This is a genomic window from Zobellella sp. An-6, assembly GCF_052487945.1.
In genome coordinates this window covers 76,397-92,443 of sequence record NZ_CP199259.1, presented here as the reverse complement: position 1 = coordinate 92,443, position 16,047 = coordinate 76,397, and the positions used below count along the sequence as shown (strand labels likewise).

Below are 16,047 nucleotides of genomic sequence, written 5' to 3'. Positions count from 1 at the left end.
CTCGGAAGCAATTCGTCTACCAACAATAACGGAGTTCAATGATGAAGAAATTGATGACAGCCGCCGCCCTGATGGCCTTGATCGGTGCTCCTGCCTTTGCCGCCGGTGATGCGGAAGCGGGCAAGGCCAAGTCCGCCGTTTGTGCCGCCTGCCACGGCGCCGAAGGGATTTCCGCCATGGACATCTACCCCAACCTGGCCGGCCAGAAAGCCGCCTACCTGGCTAAGCAGATGAAAGCCTTCCGCGACGGCGAGCGCAACGACCCCGTGATGGCTCCCATGGCCAAGCCGCTGTCCGACCAGGACATTGAGGACCTGGCCGCCTACTACGCCGGTCTGTAATACCCGCAGGGTCCGCGTTACGCGGGCCTTGGCGCCTGCTTGCGATCGTCACGAGCGATGGCCAGGCGAGTGCGGTAGATCGTAAACAGGCGCTAGCCCTGCCGACGCAACAGCGCCAGAAAGGCCGCGCCGAAGCGCTCCAGCTTGCGCATGCCCACCCCGTTGATACCCAGCAGCTCCGCTTCGGTCTTGGGCCGGTAGCGGGCCAGCTCGGTGAGGGTGGCATCGCTGAACACCACGTAGGGCGGCACGTCCGCTTCTTCCGCCAGCTGCTTGCGCAACTGCCTGAGTTCCTTGAACAGCGCCCTGTCCTCGGCCCGGCTCAGTCCGCTTTCGCCCTTGTCCTTTTGACGCACCCGCACCAGCCGGGGTTCCGCCAGTTCCAGTCGTATGTCGCCGCGCAACACCGGCCGGGCCGCCTCGGTCAGCTGCAGCACCATGTTGCGGGTGATGTTCTGGGTGAGCAGGCCGGAGTGGATCAGCTGGCGCAGCACGCTGACCCAGTGCTCCTGACTCTTGTCCTTGCCGATGCCGTAAGTGGACAGCTTGTCGTGGCCGTGCTCGCGAATGCGCTGGGTGGCGGCGCCGCGCAACACCTCCACCACGTACATGACCCCGAAATGCTGGCCGACCCGGTAGACGCAGGACAGCGCCTTCTGGGCGTCTTCGGTACCGTCGTAGCGCTTGGGTGGATCCAGGCAGATGTCGCAGTTGCCGCAGGGCTCGCGCTGGTACTCGCCGAAGTAGTTGAGCAGCACCTGGCGCCGGCAGGTGAGTGACTCGGCGAAGGCGGCCATGACGTTGAGCTTGTACAGCTCCACCTGCAGCTGCTGCTCGTTGTCGCTGTTCTCCAACAGCCGCCGCACCCGGCCGACATCGCCCGGATCGTACAGCAGCAAGGCTTCCGCCGGCAGGCCGTCGCGCCCGCCCCGGCCAGTCTCCTGGTAATAGGACTCGATGTTCTTGGGGATGTCGTAGTGCACCACGTAGCGCACGTTGGGCTTGTCGATGCCCATGCCGAAGGCGACGGTGGCCACGACGATGTCCAGGTCATCGCGGATAAAGCGTTCCTGCACCGACTGGCGCAGCTCCAGCGGCAGCCCGGCGTGGTAGCTGGCGGCCCTGTGACCCCGGGCCAGCAGCCGCTCGGCCACCTCCTCCACCCGCTTGCGGCTGGAGCAGTAGACGATGCCGCACTGGCCGCTCTGCTCCGCCACGTAGCGCAGCAACTGGTCGATGCCCTTGAACTTCTCCACCAGGGTGTAGCGGATATTGGGCCGGTCGAAACTGGCGATATGGATCAGCGGATCGGTCAGGTTGAGCCGGCCCAGCATGTCCTGGCGGGTGGCCTCGTCGGCGGTGGCGGTGAGCGCCATCACCGGGATCTGGGGGAACCACTGCTTGAGCCGGCCCAGCGCCGCGTATTCGGGCCGGAAATCGTGGCCCCATTGGGAGATGCAGTGGGCCTCGTCGATGGCGAACAGACCCAGCTCCAGTTCCCCCAGCCGCTCCATGAATTCGTGTTGCAGCAACCGCTCCGGCGACACATAGAGCAGTTTGATCTCGCCCCGGCGCAGGCCGGCGAAGTGGCGCAGCATCTCTTCCCGGCTGAGCGCGCTGTTGATATAGACCGCGGCCACCCCGTTGGCGACCAGGGTATCCACCTGATCCTTCATCAGCGAGATCAGCGGCGACACCACCACCGTCAGGCCCGGGCGCAGCAGGGCGGGGATCTGGTAGCAGATCGACTTGCCGCCGCCGGTGGGCTTGATCACCAGGGCATCGCGCCCGGCTACCACCGCCTCGATGATCTCCTGCTGGCCGTCGCGGAACGACTGGTAGCCGAACACCTGCTGCAGCACCGCCAGCGGGCTGTCGGGAATGGCGATGGCATCGGAAGGCTCGGGCACGAGGGTCATGGGCATCCGCTAGCTGAAAGGAAGCGGGCATTGTAAAGCAGGGAACGACAACAATAAACCGCGCTTGCCCGGGTTAACAAAATGTCGCACCATGGTTAGAGCAATAACTCTGGATTTATCATGAACGCCATTGCCCACAAGCTTATCCTGAACAAGGTGGCCGATCTCTTTATCGAGCAGATGCCCTTTCATCGGCTGATCGGTCTCAGGGTGCGTAACTACAGCCTGGACGGGGTCGAGGTCTGGCTGCCGATGCACAACGATCTGGTCGGCAACCCCTACCAGGGCATACTGCACGGCGGCGTCACCGCCAGCCTGCTGGACGTGGCCGGCGGCCTGGTGGTCGCCGCCGCCTGCATCCGCGAGGCGGACAGCCTGTCGCCCTCCCACCTCAAGGCCCGGCTGTCCAAACTGGGCACCATAGATCTGCGGGTGGACTACCTGCGCCCGGGACGGGGCAAGGAGTTTATCGCCACCGCCCGGGTGATCCGCTCCGGCAGCAAGGTAGCGGTGGCCCGTATGGAGCTGCACAATGAGAAGGGCGAGCATATCGCCTTCGGCACCGGCACCTACCTGGTGGGCTGAATCACCGGCGGGAAAGCACCAACCAGTTACATTTGCTACTGGCCAGGCGGCCCGTCCTGTGGCTAAACTGGCTTTCCATCCGTTCACCCGATTTTTGACCATGGCCAAAGACCAAGCCGTCCAGGGTGCCCTGTTCGCCCTCGGCGCCTATTTCCTGTGGGGCATCGCCCCCCTCTACTTCAAGCAGCTGGCGGCGGTGCCGGCCTTCGAGATCCTCACCCACAGGGTGATCTGGTCTTTCCTGCTGCTGCTGGCGCTGATCAGCGCCCTCGGCTACTGGCCCCGGGTCAGGGCCCTGCTGCGCGCACCGCGCCAGCTGCTGATGCTGTTGTTGTCGTCGATTACCATCGGCCTCAACTGGCTGGTGTTTATCTGGGCGGTGAACAACGACCATATGCTGGATGCCAGCCTGGGCTACTACATCAACCCGCTGTTCAATATCGTGCTGGCCATGCTGTTCCTGGGTGAGCGCTTCCGCCCCCTGCAGTGGCTGGCGGTGGGCCTGGCGAGCACCGGCGTGCTCATCCAGGTACTGGTGTTCGGCAGCCTGCCCTGGGTGGCGCTGGTGCTGGCGCTGTCTTTCGGCCTTTATGGGCTGATCCGCAAGAAGGTGCCGGTGGATCCCTTTACCGGCCTGATGCTGGAAACCCTGGTGCTGCTGCCCGCCGCCGCCCTCTACCTGTGGGGGGTTGCCGACACCGCCACCAGCCACCTGGGCGAGAACCCGCTCGCCCTGAACCTCTGGCTGATCTCCGCCGGCCTGGTCACCACGGCGCCGCTGCTGCTGTTCGCCGGCGCCGCCCGGCGGCTGCGGCTGTCCACCCTCGGCTTTTTCCAGTACCTGGGGCCCAGCCTGATGTTCCTGCTGGCGGTGCTGCTCTACAACGAGCCCTTCACCCGGGACAAGGTGATCACCTTCGCCCTGATCTGGACCGCCCTGGTGATCTACACCCTGGACGGCCTGCGCCAGCGGCGGCGCAATGTTTTACAAAACAGCGGCGACCCCGAGCCGCTAAAATAGTGGGATGAGCGACGTCAAATACTGGAAATATCCGGGCCTGGACGGCCTGGAACTGTGCCTGGCGGATCATGTGGCCTTTCGCTACGGCCGCCATGTCCACCTCGATTACCATCTCGGCCTGGTCGAGCTGGGGGCGCAGAACTTCATCCACCAGGGCAGCTCGGCGCCGCTGGCGCCGGGCCAGTTGTCGCTGCTCAACCCGGACATCGCCCACGACGGCAGCTGTTTCGGCGAGCTGGGTTTTCGGGTACGGGTCTTCTCCCTCGCCCCGGAGCTGATGGCCGCACTGGCCGAGGAGCTGGAGCAGGCCCCGCCCTTCTTCGGCCGGCCCCTGCTGCACCAACCCCAAATCTACCGACAGAGCCTCGGGTTGCATCGGCAACTGGAGCAAGGGGCGCTGGCCCCGGAAGAGGCCGAAAGCCAGCTGCTGGCCCTGCTGTCCGACTTCTTCCCCTATCGGGAGCAACGACCGCTGGAGGCCGCCAGCCTCCGCCGCCTGCGCGACCGGCTGCTGGCCGGGCTGGACCAGCCCCATCCCCTGGAGCAACTCGCCGCCGACGCCGGTCTCTCGCGCTTCCAGTTTTTGCGCCGGTTCAAGGCGGCCGTGGGCATGACACCCCACGCCTACCTCCGGCGGCTGCGGCTGGAGGCCGCCAAGAAACACCTGGCCCAAGGTCGCGCCGTCGCCGACACCGCCCTGGCGGTGGGCTTTTTCGATCAGGCCCACTTCCACCGCGCCTTCGTGGCCGCCTACCGCATCACCCCGGCCCGCTTCCGCGCCCAGATGCAATAAGTTACAAGCCGCCGGGCCGCCGGCACCCTAGGCTGTGAGCATCCCCCTCACCGGAGCCGCACATGGACACCTCCCTTCTTCTCACCATAGGATTCATTCACCTGGTGGCACTGGCCAGCCCGGGGCCGGACCTGGCGCTGATGCTGCGCTTCTCGGCCCGGCGCCGGGCCGCCCTGGGCGCGGCCAGCGGCATCGCCGCCGGCATACTGGTGCACAGCCTGCTCAGCCTCACCGGCATCAGCCTGCTGATCCAGGGCCAGCCGCTGCTGTTCAGCCTGGTGCGGCTGGCCGGCGCCGCCTACCTGGGCTGGCTGGGCTGGGGCGCGCTTAAGGCATCCCTGACACCGGCGGCGGACAGGCTCACCGCTGCAGCCGGGCTGCCGGAGCGGGGCTTCTGGGCCGGCTTCAGCACCAATCTGCTCAACCCCAAGGCGCTGGTGTTCTTTATCGGCCTGCTCGCCGCCCTGGTCGGGCCCGAGGTGGGCTGGCTGACCCGCGGCCTGCTGGTGCTGGAGCTGTTCCTGCTCAGCCTGCTGTGGTTCCTGGCCCTGGCCTGGTGGCTGTCGTCGCTTAAGGTGCAGGCCCGGCTGCTGGCCTGGAGCCGGCCGGTCAACGCCCTGTGCGGCCTGCTGTTCTGCGGCGTGGCCGGCTCCATCCTCTGGCTGGTGGCGGGTGAATTGGCGAGAAGCTAGGGCGGGCCGGCCAAACGCCGGCCCGAAAGGGTCAGTGCGCGCAGACTTCGGCGAAGTTGAGCTGCCAGCCCTGCTCGGTCAGCACCAGCTTGCCCTTGGCCTGCATGATGGGCAACAGTTCGTCCAGGCTCAGATCCTGGTGGGAGCAGGTGCAGAAACGGGCCGCCTCGCCGAAGCGTTCGGCCGCGAAGGCGTGGATATCGGCGGCGGGCACCGGCCGGGCGTGGGCCAGCAGGGCGTGCAGCAAGTCGTGGGCGTGGGTCATCTCGATCTCCGGATTGAACAAACGGCGCTGTTTTACCATGGCCGCCTGCTCCCGACGCTGATCGACATCAAACTCAGACCGCTTCCAGCCTGGCATAGGCGGTGACCAGCCATTTGCTGCCGCCGTCGTCGAAGTTGACCTGCACCCGGCTCTGGGCGCCGGCGCCCTCGAAGTTGAGCACCACCCCCTCGCCGAACTTGGGGTGCAGCACCCGCTGGCCCAGGCGGAAGCCGGTCTGGTCGAAGGTCTCCTGCACCCGGTCCTGGCTGAAGCGGCCGTTGGGCAGGGCCCGGGTGACTTTCGCCTTGAGCCGGATCTCCTCCAGGCAGTCGGCGGGCAGCTCCTTGATGAAACGGCTGGGCCGGTGGAACATCTCCCGGCCGTAGAGCCGGCGGCTCTCCGCATGGCTGATATAGAGCTTGTGCATGGCCCGGGTCATGCCCACGTAGGCCAGCCGGCGCTCTTCCTCCAGCCGGCGGCTCTCCTCCGCCGACAGCTGGCTGGGGAACATGCCCTCCTCCACCCCCACCATAAACACCAGCGGGAACTCCAGGCCCTTGGCCGAGTGCAGCGTCATCAGCTGCACCGCGTCGTCGAACTGATCCGCCTGGCCCTCGCCCGCCTCCAGAGCCGCGTGGGACAAAAAGGCCGACAGCGGCGACATCTCGTCCTCCTCCGCCGGACTGAACTGGCGGGTGGCGCTGACCAGCTCCTCCAGGTTCTCCACCCGGGACTGGGCCTTCTCGCCCTTTTCCGCCAGGTACATGGCCTTGAGCCCGGACAGCTCGATCACCCGGTCGGTCTGCACATGCAGCGGCAGCCCCCGGGTATCGTCCTCCAGCTGGTTGATCAGCGCCAGGAAGCGGCTCACCGCCGAGGCGGCCCGGCCGGTGAGGATTTTTTCCTCCACCAGCGCCCAGGCCGACTGCCACAGGGTCTGCTGGCGGTCCCGGGCGGCGTCGCGGATCAGCCCCAGGGTGCGCTCGCCGATGCCCCGGGTGGGGGTGTTGACGATGCGCTCGAAGGAGGCCTCGTCGCCCCTGTTGTTGATGAGGCGCAGGTAGCCGAGGGCGTCCTTGATCTCCTGCCGCTCGAAGAAGCGCAGGCCGCCGTAGATGCGGTAAGGCAGGCGCTCCTGGATCAGCGCCTCTTCCAGCACCCGGGACTGGGCGTTGTTGCGGTAGAGGATGGCGGTGTCGCTTAAGCTTCCGTCCTGCTGGCGCCACTGCTTGATGCGCTCCACCACGAAGCGGGCCTCGTCCACCTCGTTGAAGGCGCTGTAGATGGCGATGGGCTCGCCCTCGGCGCCCTCGGTCCACAGCTCCTTGCCCATGCGCTCGGCGTTGTTGGCGATCAGGGTGTTGGCGGCCTTGAGGATGGTGCCGGTAGAGCGGTAGTTCTGCTCCAGGCGAATGGTCCCGGCGCCGGGAAAATCGGCCAGGAAGCGGGCGATGTTCTCCACCCGCGCCCCGCGCCAGCCGTAGATGGACTGGTCGTCGTCGCCCACTATCATCACCCTGGCGCGGTCGCCGGCCAGCATCCGCAGCCAGGCGTACTGGATGCTGTTGGTGTCCTGGAACTCGTCCACCAGGATATGGCGGAAGCGGTCCTGGTAGTGCTGCAATATGTGCGGCTTGTGCAGCCACAACTCGTGGGCCCGCAGCAGCAGCTCGGCGAAGTCCACCAACCCGGCCCGGTCGCAGGTGTCCTGGTAGACCTGGTAGATCTGGCGGTAGGTTTTCTGCAGCGGATCGTTGAGCACCTGGATGTCGCCCGGGCGCAGGCCCTCGTCCTTGCGGGCGTTGATAAAGCCGGCGGCCTGGCGCGGCGGCCACTGTTTTTCGTCCAGGTTCAGGCTCTTGAGGACGCGGCGCAGCAGCCGCAGCTGATCGTCCGAGTCGAGGATCTGGAAGTCCTGGGGCAGGTTGGCGTCCAGGTGGTGGGCGCGCAGCAGCCGGTGGGCCAGGCCGTGGAAGGTGCCGAGCCAGAGCCCGAACAGCCGCCCGCCCAGCAGTTGCTCCACCCGGCCGCGCATCTCGGCGGCCGCCTTGTTGGTGAAGGTCACCGCCAGTATGGCGGAGGCCGGCACCTGCTCCACCTGCATCAGCCAGGCGATGCGATGCACCAGCACCCGGGTCTTGCCGCTGCCGGCCCCGGCCAGCACCAGCATGTTCTGGGAAGGGGCGGCCACCGCCTCGCGTTGCTTGTCGTTCATGCCGTCAAGCAGGCTGGATACATCCATCTTGGCTCCTGTCTCGTTCTCTCATCGAGTGCAACACCGAACAGTCAGAGAGGGACAGAGGATGGACTAAGCCAACCGTCGATGGCATGGACGCCATCGTCGAGCATACAGGGAAGTACTTGCTGCGTGTTGGCGTGGCCACCCTCTGTTCCGATAGCACAGAGGCTGACCGGCATTACGATATGTCGGCGATTATAACAGCTCCAGCAGCTGCTCCAACCGCTCCAGGGCCACCTGGGGCAGACAATGCAGATCCGCTTCGCTGCGGCCGTTGTCGTTGAGCCACACCGCCTGGCAGCCACTGCGTACGGCGCCGGCCACATCGGTGTTGATATGGTCGCCGATATGCAGGATCTCGGAAAGGCTCACGTCAGCCCGCTCCGCCAGCCGGTTAAACAGATCCGGTGCCGGCTTCATGCGGCCGTCGGGTCCGGCCCTGAGTACCACCTCGAAATAGGGGGCCAGCTCGGTGCGCTCCAGCGGCAGGTTGCCGTTGGTGATCACCGCCAGCCGGTATTTCTTGCCCAATGCCGACAGCACGCGGTGAGTGACCTCGGGCACCCGGATGCGGCCACGCTCGGCCAGAAAACCCTGGTAATATTCCTCGGCCAGCAGGCTGGCCCTGTCCCCGGCCACGCCCTGGCGGAGCAGGCCCTCGGTCAACACCGCCCGCCGGCAGGCGCTCACATCGTGGGCCAGTGCGGGCCGCTCCTGCAGCAGTTGCCGCTTGATCGCGGCCAGTTGCTCCTTGCCGAGCAGGGTCGACTCGGGGTGATCCTGCTTCAGGGCGTCGAGCAGCCAGGCTTCCGCCGCCGCCATCACCGGCACGTTGTCGTACAGGGTGTCGTCCAGATCGAAGCTGAGTACCTTGACGGGGCCGAGTCGTTTGTAAAAGCGCATCCTGGATTCCGGGTAAAGGGAGATGGGGGGATTCTAACCAAAAAACCGGGGACGAGTCCTGGAAATTGGGGGTTTATCGAAGCATGCTCGCGGCACCATCCACAGGCAATACCGGGGTCTGAAAGAGGTAACAGGGATTACCTCCGCCGACCGTCACATACCAGGGGGCGCGAAGCGCCTTGCACCGGAGGTATCGCCGCGACCGGGTTGCCAGTGACAAGTCGCAGCGCGGCGATACCGACGGTTTCCGCGACATTCGGCATGTGCGAGCTTACATGGATGTATTCACAGCGCGTCGGAGGAGGTGGCCCTGTTACCTCTTCTGCACGCCACTACAGACAAGTCGTCACTTGGACGGAAGGCATTACTATTCCTCTTCCTTGCGCCTTTTGGCCCTGGGGTGGGCCTGGTCGTAGGCCTTGGCCAGGTGCTGGAAGTCGAGGTGGGTGTAGATCTGGGTGGTGGCGAGATCGGCGTGGCCCAGCAGTTCCTGCACCGCGCGCAGGTCGCCGCTGGACTCCAGCATATGGGTGGCGAAGGAATGCCGCAGCTTGTGGGGATGGACATGGCTCGACAGCGCCTGCTGTTGCCCGCGCTTGGCCAGGCGCAGCTGCACGCTGCGATGGGAAATGCGCCGGCGCTGCTGGCTCACGAACAGCGCCGGTTCGTCCGGCCCGGCCAGCTCATTGCGCACCGCCAGCCACTTCTCCAGCCACTCCAGCGCCATCCGCCCCACCGGCAGGATGCGCTCCTTGTTGCCTTTGCCGATCACCCGCAGCTGCCGTTCGGCAAACTGCACGTCGCCCAGGTTGAGGCCGACCAGCTCGTCCAGGCGCAGGCCGGAAGAATACAGCAACTCCATGATGGCCCTGTCCCGCACCGCCAGGGGGTCGGACTCGTCGAGGTTCATCAGTTGGTGCAGCTCGTCCACGTCCAGGTTCTTGGGCAGGGGCCGGCCCTGCTTGGGGGCGCCGACCCCCTTGGCGGGATTGGCGGACAGTTCCCCTTTCAGGATCAGCCAGTCGCAGAAACTGCGCAGGGCGCTGAGCTGGGCGGCGATGGAGCGGGGCGACAGCCCCCGCTTGTGCATACGGGTGGCCAGGCCGCGCACCTGGGCCACGGCCAGCTCCCGCCATCGGGTCAGGCGCAGCTCGGCCAGCTGACCGGCCATGGCGTGCAGGTGGCGGCCGTAGCCATCGCGGGTATGGGCGCTCAGCTGGCGCTCTACCCGCAGGTATTCGAGGAAGTCGGCAATGGCCGCGGCCAGTTCAGGCGCGGCCGGTTCAGGCGCGGCCGGTTCAGGCGCGGCCGGCTCAGGCCTCGCCATCGGCCACCAGCCGGGGCAGCAGCAGGGCGAGGAAGTCGGCGAGCTGGCGGATGATCAGGGTGTCCATGCCCAGTCGGTAGTGGCCGCTGTCGGCACTGCCGAAGGCCAGCAGCCCCATTTCTCCTTGCCGCCCCAGGCGGATCAGGGCGCAGGAATTGACCAGGGCGTCGCCGAACAGCCGCTGCTTCTCGTCCTTGCCGAGCCGGCCCAGGTAGACGTCCCGGCCCGCCATCCGCTCCCGGTACAACCGCTCCAGCTGCTCGCCGGGCTGGGCCTGGGGCAGGTCGCGCCAGCGGGCGTCCGGCACCAGCCGTACCGCCGATACCCGCAGCTGCTCCCGCAGGGTGCGCCCCACGCACTGCTCGATCTGGGCCAGGCTGTGGCACTCGAACAGGCGTGGATAGAGATCCAGATACACCCGGAAGATGCGCTCGTTTTCCCCGGCCACCGTCATCAACTGGGTGATCTCCTCTTCCAGGGCGTGGATGCGCTGGCGCTGGCGCTCCAGCTTGGCTTCCACCAGGGACACGCTGCCCCGCTGCTCGTGAGGCAGGTGCAGCTGCTCGAGCAGGCCCCGGTGGCGCAGGAAGAAATCCGGCCGGGCGGCCAGGTAATCGGCGATGCGGCTTTCATCCAGCCCGGCCTCGGCCAGTTGGGTTCTGTCGGTCATAGGCTGATCTGTCCGTCGAAGACGTGTTCCGCCGGGCCGGTCATGTACACCGGCTTGCCCGGCCCCTTCCAGCCGATGGTGAGGGTGCCGCCGGGCAGGCGCACCTGCACCCGGTCGGCCAGTTTGCCCCAGCTCATGCCCATCACCGCCGCCGCGCAGGCGCCGGTGCCGCAGGCCAGGGTCTCGCCGGCACCGCGCTCGTGCACCCGCAACTGGATCTCCCGGGCGTTGAGGATCTGCATGAAGCCGACGTTGACCCGGGCCGGAAAGCGCTCGTGGTTCTCCAGCTCGGGGCCCAGGGTAGCCACCAGCTCGGTGTCGATGTCGTCCACTTCCAGCACGCAATGGGGGTTGCCCATGGACACCGCGCCGCACAGCACCGTCTGCTCCTCGGTCCGGATCAGGTAGGTTTTTTCCGCCTTCTGCGCCTTGAACGGAATATTGGCCGGCTCGAACTCGGGCACCCCCATGTTGACGGTGACCTGGTTGTCCTTCTCCAGCTGCAGCACTATGTTGCCCTTCTGGGTGCTGACGTTGATCCTGTCCTTGTTGGTCAGTCCCTTGAGCCGTACGAAGCGGGCGAAGCAGCGGGCGCCGTTGCCGCACTGCTCCACCTCGGAGCCGTCGGCGTTGAAGATGCGATAGTGGAAGTCAAGCTCGGGATCGTAGGGCGGCTCCACCAGCAACAGCTGATCGAAGCCGATGCCGAAGTGACGGTCGGCGAGCTGACGGATCACCTCTGGGTTGAAGAACACCTTCTGGGTGACGCCATCGACCACCATGAAGTCGTTGCCGAGCCCCTGCATTTTGGAAAAGTGGATCACGCTTGCTCCTCAGGCGCCGGGCAGCAGGCTCTCGCCCCGCCACAGCTCGGTCAGTTGTTCCCGCTCGCGCACCACGAAGGCCTGATCCCCGTCCACCATGATTTCGGCGGCCCGGGGACGGCTGTTGTAGTTGGAGGCCATCACAAAACCATAGGCGCCGGCGGAACGCACCGCCAGCAGATCGCCCTCGGTGATGGCCAGCGTGCGCTCCTTGCCGATAAAGTCGCCGGTTTCACACACCGGGCCCACCACGTCGTAAACCGCCGGCTCCCGCTGCAGGGTGGAATCAACCGGAATGATGGCCTGCCAGGCGCTGTACAGGGCCGGGCGGATCAGATCGTTCATGGCGGCGTCGACGATGGCGAAATTCTTGGCCTCGCCCGGCTTGAGGTGCTCCACCCGGGTCAGCAGCACGCCGGCGTTGGCGGCAATGGCCCGGCCCGGCTCGAACACCAGGGTCAGGTTGCGGTCCTGCAGGCGGGCCTTGAGCTGCTCGGCGTAGCGGCTGGGCTCGGGCGGTGCTTCCTGGTCGTAGCGCACCCCCAGGCCGCCGCCCACGTCCAGGTGATGGATATGGATGCCGTCCTCGGCCAGGCCGTCGATCAGCACCAGCAGCTTGTCCACCGCCTCGAGGAAGGGCGCCAGCTCGGTCAGCTGGGAGCCGATATGGCAGTCCACGCCGTTGACCTCGAGGTGGGGCAGGGCCGCCGCCTGCCGGTAGATGTCCCTGGCCTGGTCGATGGGAATGCCGAACTTGTTCTCTTTCAGACCGGTGGAGATATAGGGATGGGTGCCGGCGTCGATGTCCGGGTTGACCCGGATGGAAACCGGCGCCTTGACCCCCATCTCGCCCGCTACCCGGTTGATGCGCTCCAGCTCGGCCACCGACTCCACGTTGAAGCAGAAAATCCGTTGCTCCAGGGCGAAACGGATTTCGTCAACCCGCTTGCCCACCCCGGAGAACACCACCTTGCGCGGGTCGCCGCCGGCAGCGATCACCCGGCACAGTTCCCCCTTGGAGACGATGTCGAAGCCCGAGCCCAGCCGCGCCAGCACGTTCAGCACCGCCAGGTTGGAGTTGGCCTTGACCGCGTAGCAGATCAGGTGATCCACCTCGCCGGCGGCCTGGTCGAAGGCCTTCCAGTGGCGCTCCAGGGTGGCGCGGGAATAGACATAGAGGGGAGTACCGTGCTGTTCGGCCAGACGGGTGAGATCGCAGGCCTCGCCATAGAGGCGGCCATCGTCCTGATAATTAAAGTAATCCAAGGTAGTTTCCTTTACGACTGCTCAACCTGGGGTCGCTCCTGCTCGGCATCGGGCAGGGTCAGGGGGCCCTTGAGGCCACAGCCCGCCAGGCTCAAGGCCAGGGCGACCAGCGCGGTCAGCTTGAATTTGTTCATCGTATGACTGTGAATATGGTCTAGGGCTCTTATAATCGCATTCAGATTCTCAAAAGCAATAGGAAGCGGGCGATGAAAGACAGTGAATTCCATGCCTTGGCGGACGCCATTTACCGGCATATCGAAGAGTGTATCGACCAGAGCGGCGAGGACATCGAATGCGAAACCGTGGGTGGCGTCATGACCCTCACCTTCGAGAACGGGGTCAAGTTCGTGATCAACCGCCAGGAGCCGCTCCACCAGATCTGGCTGGCCACCCGGGAGAACGGCCATCACTTCGCCTACAGGGACGGCCAGTGGATCGACAACCGCCAGGGCCACGAGCTGCTGGGCTGGGTCAGCCTGCAGGCCAGGCGCCAGGGCGGTGCCGAACTCGCGCTTTAATTCAAACAGGCCCGGGGGTCGTCCTTGACGGTGCGATAGGGCAGTACCCGTGGCCGGCCGTCGGCGGACACGATTTCATAATACTGGGGCAGGTTGAAGTTGGCGAAATGGCTCTGCCCCACCCCGTGCTCCTGATGGGAGGTGTAGAAGCGGTTGATGCTCTGCACCAGTTCGTCCTTGCTGCCCGATACCTGGCGATATACCTCGACCCTGTTGGCCTCGTCCAGGATATAGAGGTTGTAGCCGTCGCCGCTGTCCTCGAAAAAGAACTGCATCAGGCCTTCACTGGCGTAGGCATCCACTATGTCCGGCACGGCCTTGTCGTCCTGCTGATCCAGGCGCAGGGCGTGGCGGGACTGCTTCTGGCTGGATAGGTGGCGGTAGAAGTCCACCGCGTTTTCCATCTTCTGCACACTGACCCCGCGCCGCTCGAAGAAGATGCCGTATTTGTCACCGCCCAACACCAGGGTCTTGATGGTGCTGCCCTGGCCGCGGGCCAGACGCAGACCGATGCATTCCTTCACCAGTTGCTCGAAGCGGGTCCGGATCAGGCTGCGGAAATTCAGGCTGTAGCAATGCACGTCCAGGCTCTCGGGGGCATTGGCGTCCTGGTGCATCTTGCCGAGGATGGTGGTGAGCGCGTCCACCACGGCGGTCGGCCCCTTGAAGTGCAGGGTGCGGATCTCGTCCCAGGAGTTGCGGTAGATCAGATCCACCGAGCCCACCAGGTTCTCCAGCTGATGGCCAAAGCTGAAGGGATCGCTGGTCTTGGCGCTGAACTCGATGGCCCTGTTGCGCCAGCGGGCGGTGGGATCGTTTTCCAGATTGAGGAAGATGCCCAGGTTGCGCACCTCGCAGGGCCGGCTCAGGGCCAGGTTGGTCGGTGCCGGAGTCCGCACCGGGAAGATACGCGCCAGATCACCACAGAATTCCTGCAGGTGGCGCCGGCTCAGATCGGTGTTCTGGTTGAACAGGTGCAGCCGGGTGCTGGGCACCAGCAGGCCGTTGAAATGGGTCCAGGCCACCAGTTTGCCGACATAACCGCTGAACTCGAGCGGGCTGCGCCCGATGATGTCCCCCGGGGCCAGGCCGCACTTGTACAGATACCAGCCAGCGGGGTTGGCCCGTCCTTCCGGCACCTGCACCAGGCTGATGTCGGGCTCGCTCAGATCCGGTGCGATTTTGAGGTTGATCAACTGTACCTTGCCCGGCAGGTTCTCGAAGGCGGCGTAGAGCTTGCGCGACAGTATGCCGATGTCTTCCGGGTTGATGGACTCGCTGATGTTGTTGCGGCGGGCGAACTGGATCAGGTTGCGGTAGCTCTGCATCAGGGCCTCGAGCAGCTCGCCGTAGGCGGCCTTGACCTCCTCCACCTTCCAGTGGGCCCGATCGTCGAGCCGGGCCAGCTTGTCCGCCGGCCAGCCCCAGGTCGCCACCAGCCGGTTGATCAGCTTCCGTCGCCAGGCGTACTGGGCGTCGTTGCCATGGGTACGGTGCAGTCCTTCCGACACCTTGAGGTAGAAACAGCGCCGCACCAGATCGAGCCGTTTCTCGTCGCCGATGGACTTGAGATAACCGGTCACCTTTTCCAGCATCAGCATGTAGTGGTCCTGGTACTCGTCCAGCACCTCCGAGGACTGGAAGTGTCCCTTGAGGTGGCGGCACAGCAGCTGGGTATCCGGGTACTCGTGGGAGTAGGCTTCCATCAGTACCGTTTTCAGCACCGCCTTGTAGGGCGAGTCGATGCCCTTGTACAGCTGCCACAGGGCCGAGCCGAAATACTCCTCCGCCGGGATGCGGGCGAAGCCGCCCAGGTCCAGCCATTCGTCGGTGTTGAGGGTGCCGTTGGCGAACTGCTCGGCCACAAACTGATCGTACTTGGGCCCGAGTTTGCCCGGGGCGAACATCCACACCAGCCGCTTGCCGGCGATGCGCAGGTTGCTGCGGTAGAACTCGTCCAGCAGCAGCAGGTGCTGGGCGCTGCCACAGCTCTCGCCCTGCACCCACTGCTGGTTGTCGGTACGGAACTTGTTGTCGGGGATCAGGAACAAATTAAGCTCCACCTGGCGCTGCTCCGCCCATTTGGAGATCAGCAGGCACTTCTGCTGCAGCAATTCGACCCGTTCCGCGGCCATCTGGTGGGAGTAGCAGACCCAAACGTCCAGATCCGAATGGCGGCACTGGCCGATGGACGAGGTGCTGCCCATGGAATAGAGCCCGAAGATTTCCCGGCGTTCGTTGTGCAGACCTTGATGGCCGTTGGCCGCCAGGCACAGCTCGTCGATGAATTCCTGCTGGCGTGCATTCGGCTGGAAGTGGCAGACACCCGCAGGCACGTCCCCGGGCAGGTAACCCGGCAACAGGGGATGATGGTAGTGCAACAGCACCGGCAGCAACTGGAATACCTGCTGGCCGTAGCGACTCATCACCGCCAGGGCGCGAGCCTGCTTCTGCTGGTTAAACTGGTCACATCGCTCGACGAGCCGGTGAAAATTCGCGTGCAAGGGTACAGGCCTTCGTTGGACCGACACAGACCCGGAACAGGTCAAAAGTGTGATCATGGTAACAATTAGCCAGTAAATGAACAATATCTACCATGACACATTTTCGCAACATCCTGACTACGCAGCTTTCTTCCCTGAAATACGCCGGCAGGAATGATAATATCGACGCATTAATGGACA

16 protein-coding genes are annotated in these 16,047 nt (G+C 65.2%); 6 read left to right on the top strand and 10 right to left on the bottom strand.

Features of this window, described 5'->3' with window-relative positions; genetic code table 11:
• The first annotated feature begins 41 nt into the window (after positions 1-41).
• Complete coding sequence (locus tag ACT7DK_RS00405; RefSeq protein ID WP_445402241.1) at positions 42-341, top strand: c-type cytochrome; 300 nt, start codon at positions 42-44, stop codon at positions 339-341.
• Between the two features lie 92 nt (positions 342-433).
• On the opposite strand, the gene recQ is transcribed toward ACT7DK_RS00405, so the two are convergent.
• Positions 434-2,260, bottom strand: a complete 1,827-nt coding sequence (gene recQ, locus ACT7DK_RS00400) for a DNA helicase RecQ (protein WP_445395227.1) — start codon at positions 2,258-2,260, stop codon at positions 434-436.
• 120 nt (positions 2,261-2,380) lie between these two features.
• Between recQ and ACT7DK_RS00395 the strand changes: the two genes are divergently transcribed.
• The 4 genes from ACT7DK_RS00395 to ACT7DK_RS00380 all read left to right on the top strand — a co-directional run bounded on the left by ACT7DK_RS00395 (position 2,381) and on the right by ACT7DK_RS00380 (position 5,351).
• Positions 2,381-2,845 carry a thioesterase family protein gene (locus tag ACT7DK_RS00395; RefSeq protein WP_445395225.1) on the top strand — a complete coding sequence of 155 codons (465 nt, stop codon included), beginning with the start codon at positions 2,381-2,383 and terminating at the stop codon, positions 2,843-2,845.
• Between the two features lie 100 nt (positions 2,846-2,945).
• Positions 2,946-3,866 (top strand): EamA family transporter RarD, encoded by a 921-nt coding sequence (rarD, locus tag ACT7DK_RS00390; RefSeq protein WP_445395223.1) that lies wholly within the window; start codon positions 2,946-2,948, stop codon positions 3,864-3,866.
• Positions 3,867-3,870: 4 nt separating this feature from the next.
• Positions 3,871-4,659, top strand: a complete 789-nt coding sequence (locus tag ACT7DK_RS00385) for a helix-turn-helix domain-containing protein (protein ID WP_445395221.1) — start codon at positions 3,871-3,873, stop codon at positions 4,657-4,659.
• 62 nt (positions 4,660-4,721) lie between these two features.
• The gene (locus ACT7DK_RS00380) at positions 4,722-5,351 is read left to right on the top strand and encodes a LysE family translocator (RefSeq protein WP_445395219.1); all 630 of its coding nucleotides are present in this window, start codon (positions 4,722-4,724) and stop codon (positions 5,349-5,351) included.
• A gap of 31 nt (positions 5,352-5,382) precedes the next feature.
• Here the strand turns inward: ACT7DK_RS00380 and ACT7DK_RS00375 are convergent, their stop codons facing one another.
• From ACT7DK_RS00375 to lptM, 8 genes are all read right to left on the bottom strand, one after another.
• The gene (locus ACT7DK_RS00375) at positions 5,383-5,655 is read right to left on the bottom strand and encodes a YecH family metal-binding protein (protein ID WP_445395217.1); all 273 of its coding nucleotides are present in this window, start codon (positions 5,653-5,655) and stop codon (positions 5,383-5,385) included.
• Between the two features lie 34 nt (positions 5,656-5,689).
• Positions 5,690-7,858 (bottom strand): DNA helicase II, encoded by a 2,169-nt coding sequence (uvrD, locus tag ACT7DK_RS00370; protein WP_445395215.1) that lies wholly within the window; start codon positions 7,856-7,858, stop codon positions 5,690-5,692.
• Between the two features lie 192 nt (positions 7,859-8,050).
• Entirely contained in the window at positions 8,051-8,758 is a 708-nt protein-coding gene (locus tag ACT7DK_RS00365) for an HAD-IA family hydrolase (RefSeq protein ID WP_445395213.1), read from the bottom strand.
• Between the two features lie 367 nt (positions 8,759-9,125).
• Complete coding sequence (gene xerC / locus ACT7DK_RS00360; RefSeq protein ID WP_445395211.1) at positions 9,126-10,085, bottom strand: tyrosine recombinase XerC; 960 nt, start codon at positions 10,083-10,085, stop codon at positions 9,126-9,128.
• Entirely contained in the window at positions 10,072-10,755 is a 684-nt protein-coding gene (locus ACT7DK_RS00355) for a DUF484 family protein (RefSeq protein WP_445395209.1), read from the bottom strand. The genes xerC and ACT7DK_RS00355 overlap by 14 nt, the downstream gene beginning before the upstream one ends.
• On the bottom strand, positions 10,752-11,579 hold the full coding sequence (gene dapF / locus ACT7DK_RS00350; RefSeq protein ID WP_445395207.1) for a diaminopimelate epimerase: 828 nt from the start codon (positions 11,577-11,579) through the stop codon (positions 10,752-10,754). The genes ACT7DK_RS00355 and dapF overlap by 4 nt, the downstream gene beginning before the upstream one ends.
• 9 nt (positions 11,580-11,588) lie before the next feature.
• Entirely contained in the window at positions 11,589-12,845 is a 1,257-nt protein-coding gene (gene lysA / locus ACT7DK_RS00345) for a diaminopimelate decarboxylase (protein WP_445395205.1), read from the bottom strand.
• Between the two features lie 11 nt (positions 12,846-12,856).
• A complete protein-coding gene (gene lptM, locus ACT7DK_RS00340; protein ID WP_445395203.1) occupies positions 12,857-12,979 on the bottom strand; it encodes an LPS translocon maturation chaperone LptM in 123 nt (40 codons plus the stop codon).
• 72 nt (positions 12,980-13,051) lie between these two features.
• Between lptM and cyaY the strand changes: the two genes are divergently transcribed.
• Positions 13,052-13,363 carry an iron donor protein CyaY gene (gene cyaY / locus ACT7DK_RS00335; RefSeq protein WP_445395201.1) on the top strand — a complete coding sequence of 104 codons (312 nt, stop codon included), beginning with the start codon at positions 13,052-13,054 and terminating at the stop codon, positions 13,361-13,363.
• Here the strand turns inward: cyaY and ACT7DK_RS00330 are convergent.
• Positions 13,360-15,867 (bottom strand): class I adenylate cyclase, encoded by a 2,508-nt coding sequence (locus ACT7DK_RS00330; protein ID WP_445395199.1) that lies wholly within the window; start codon positions 15,865-15,867, stop codon positions 13,360-13,362. The genes cyaY and ACT7DK_RS00330 overlap by 4 nt on opposite strands.
• Positions 15,868-16,047: the final 180 nt, after the last annotated feature.

Coding starts and splice junctions, on each gene's coding strand:
- ACT7DK_RS00405 (WP_445402241.1), top strand. CDS start 42: ATGAAGAAATTGATGACAGCCGCCGCCCTGATGGCCTTGATCGGTGCT.
- recQ (WP_445395227.1), bottom strand. CDS start 2,260: ATGACCCTCGTGCCCGAGCCTTCCGATGCCATCGCCATTCCCGACAGC.
- ACT7DK_RS00395 (WP_445395225.1), top strand. CDS start 2,381: ATGAACGCCATTGCCCACAAGCTTATCCTGAACAAGGTGGCCGATCTC.
- rarD (WP_445395223.1), top strand. CDS start 2,946: ATGGCCAAAGACCAAGCCGTCCAGGGTGCCCTGTTCGCCCTCGGCGCC.
- ACT7DK_RS00385 (WP_445395221.1), top strand. CDS start 3,871: ATGAGCGACGTCAAATACTGGAAATATCCGGGCCTGGACGGCCTGGAA.
- ACT7DK_RS00380 (WP_445395219.1), top strand. CDS start 4,722: ATGGACACCTCCCTTCTTCTCACCATAGGATTCATTCACCTGGTGGCA.
- ACT7DK_RS00375 (WP_445395217.1), bottom strand. CDS start 5,655: ATGGTAAAACAGCGCCGTTTGTTCAATCCGGAGATCGAGATGACCCAC.
- uvrD (WP_445395215.1), bottom strand. CDS start 7,858: ATGGATGTATCCAGCCTGCTTGACGGCATGAACGACAAGCAACGCGAG.
- ACT7DK_RS00365 (WP_445395213.1), bottom strand. CDS start 8,758: ATGCGCTTTTACAAACGACTCGGCCCCGTCAAGGTACTCAGCTTCGAT.
- xerC (WP_445395211.1), bottom strand. CDS start 10,085: ATGGCGAGGCCTGAGCCGGCCGCGCCTGAACCGGCCGCGCCTGAACCG.
- ACT7DK_RS00355 (WP_445395209.1), bottom strand. CDS start 10,755: ATGACCGACAGAACCCAACTGGCCGAGGCCGGGCTGGATGAAAGCCGC.
- lptM (WP_445395203.1), bottom strand. CDS start 12,979: ATGAACAAATTCAAGCTGACCGCGCTGGTCGCCCTGGCCTTGAGCCTG.
- cyaY (WP_445395201.1), top strand. CDS start 13,052: ATGAAAGACAGTGAATTCCATGCCTTGGCGGACGCCATTTACCGGCAT.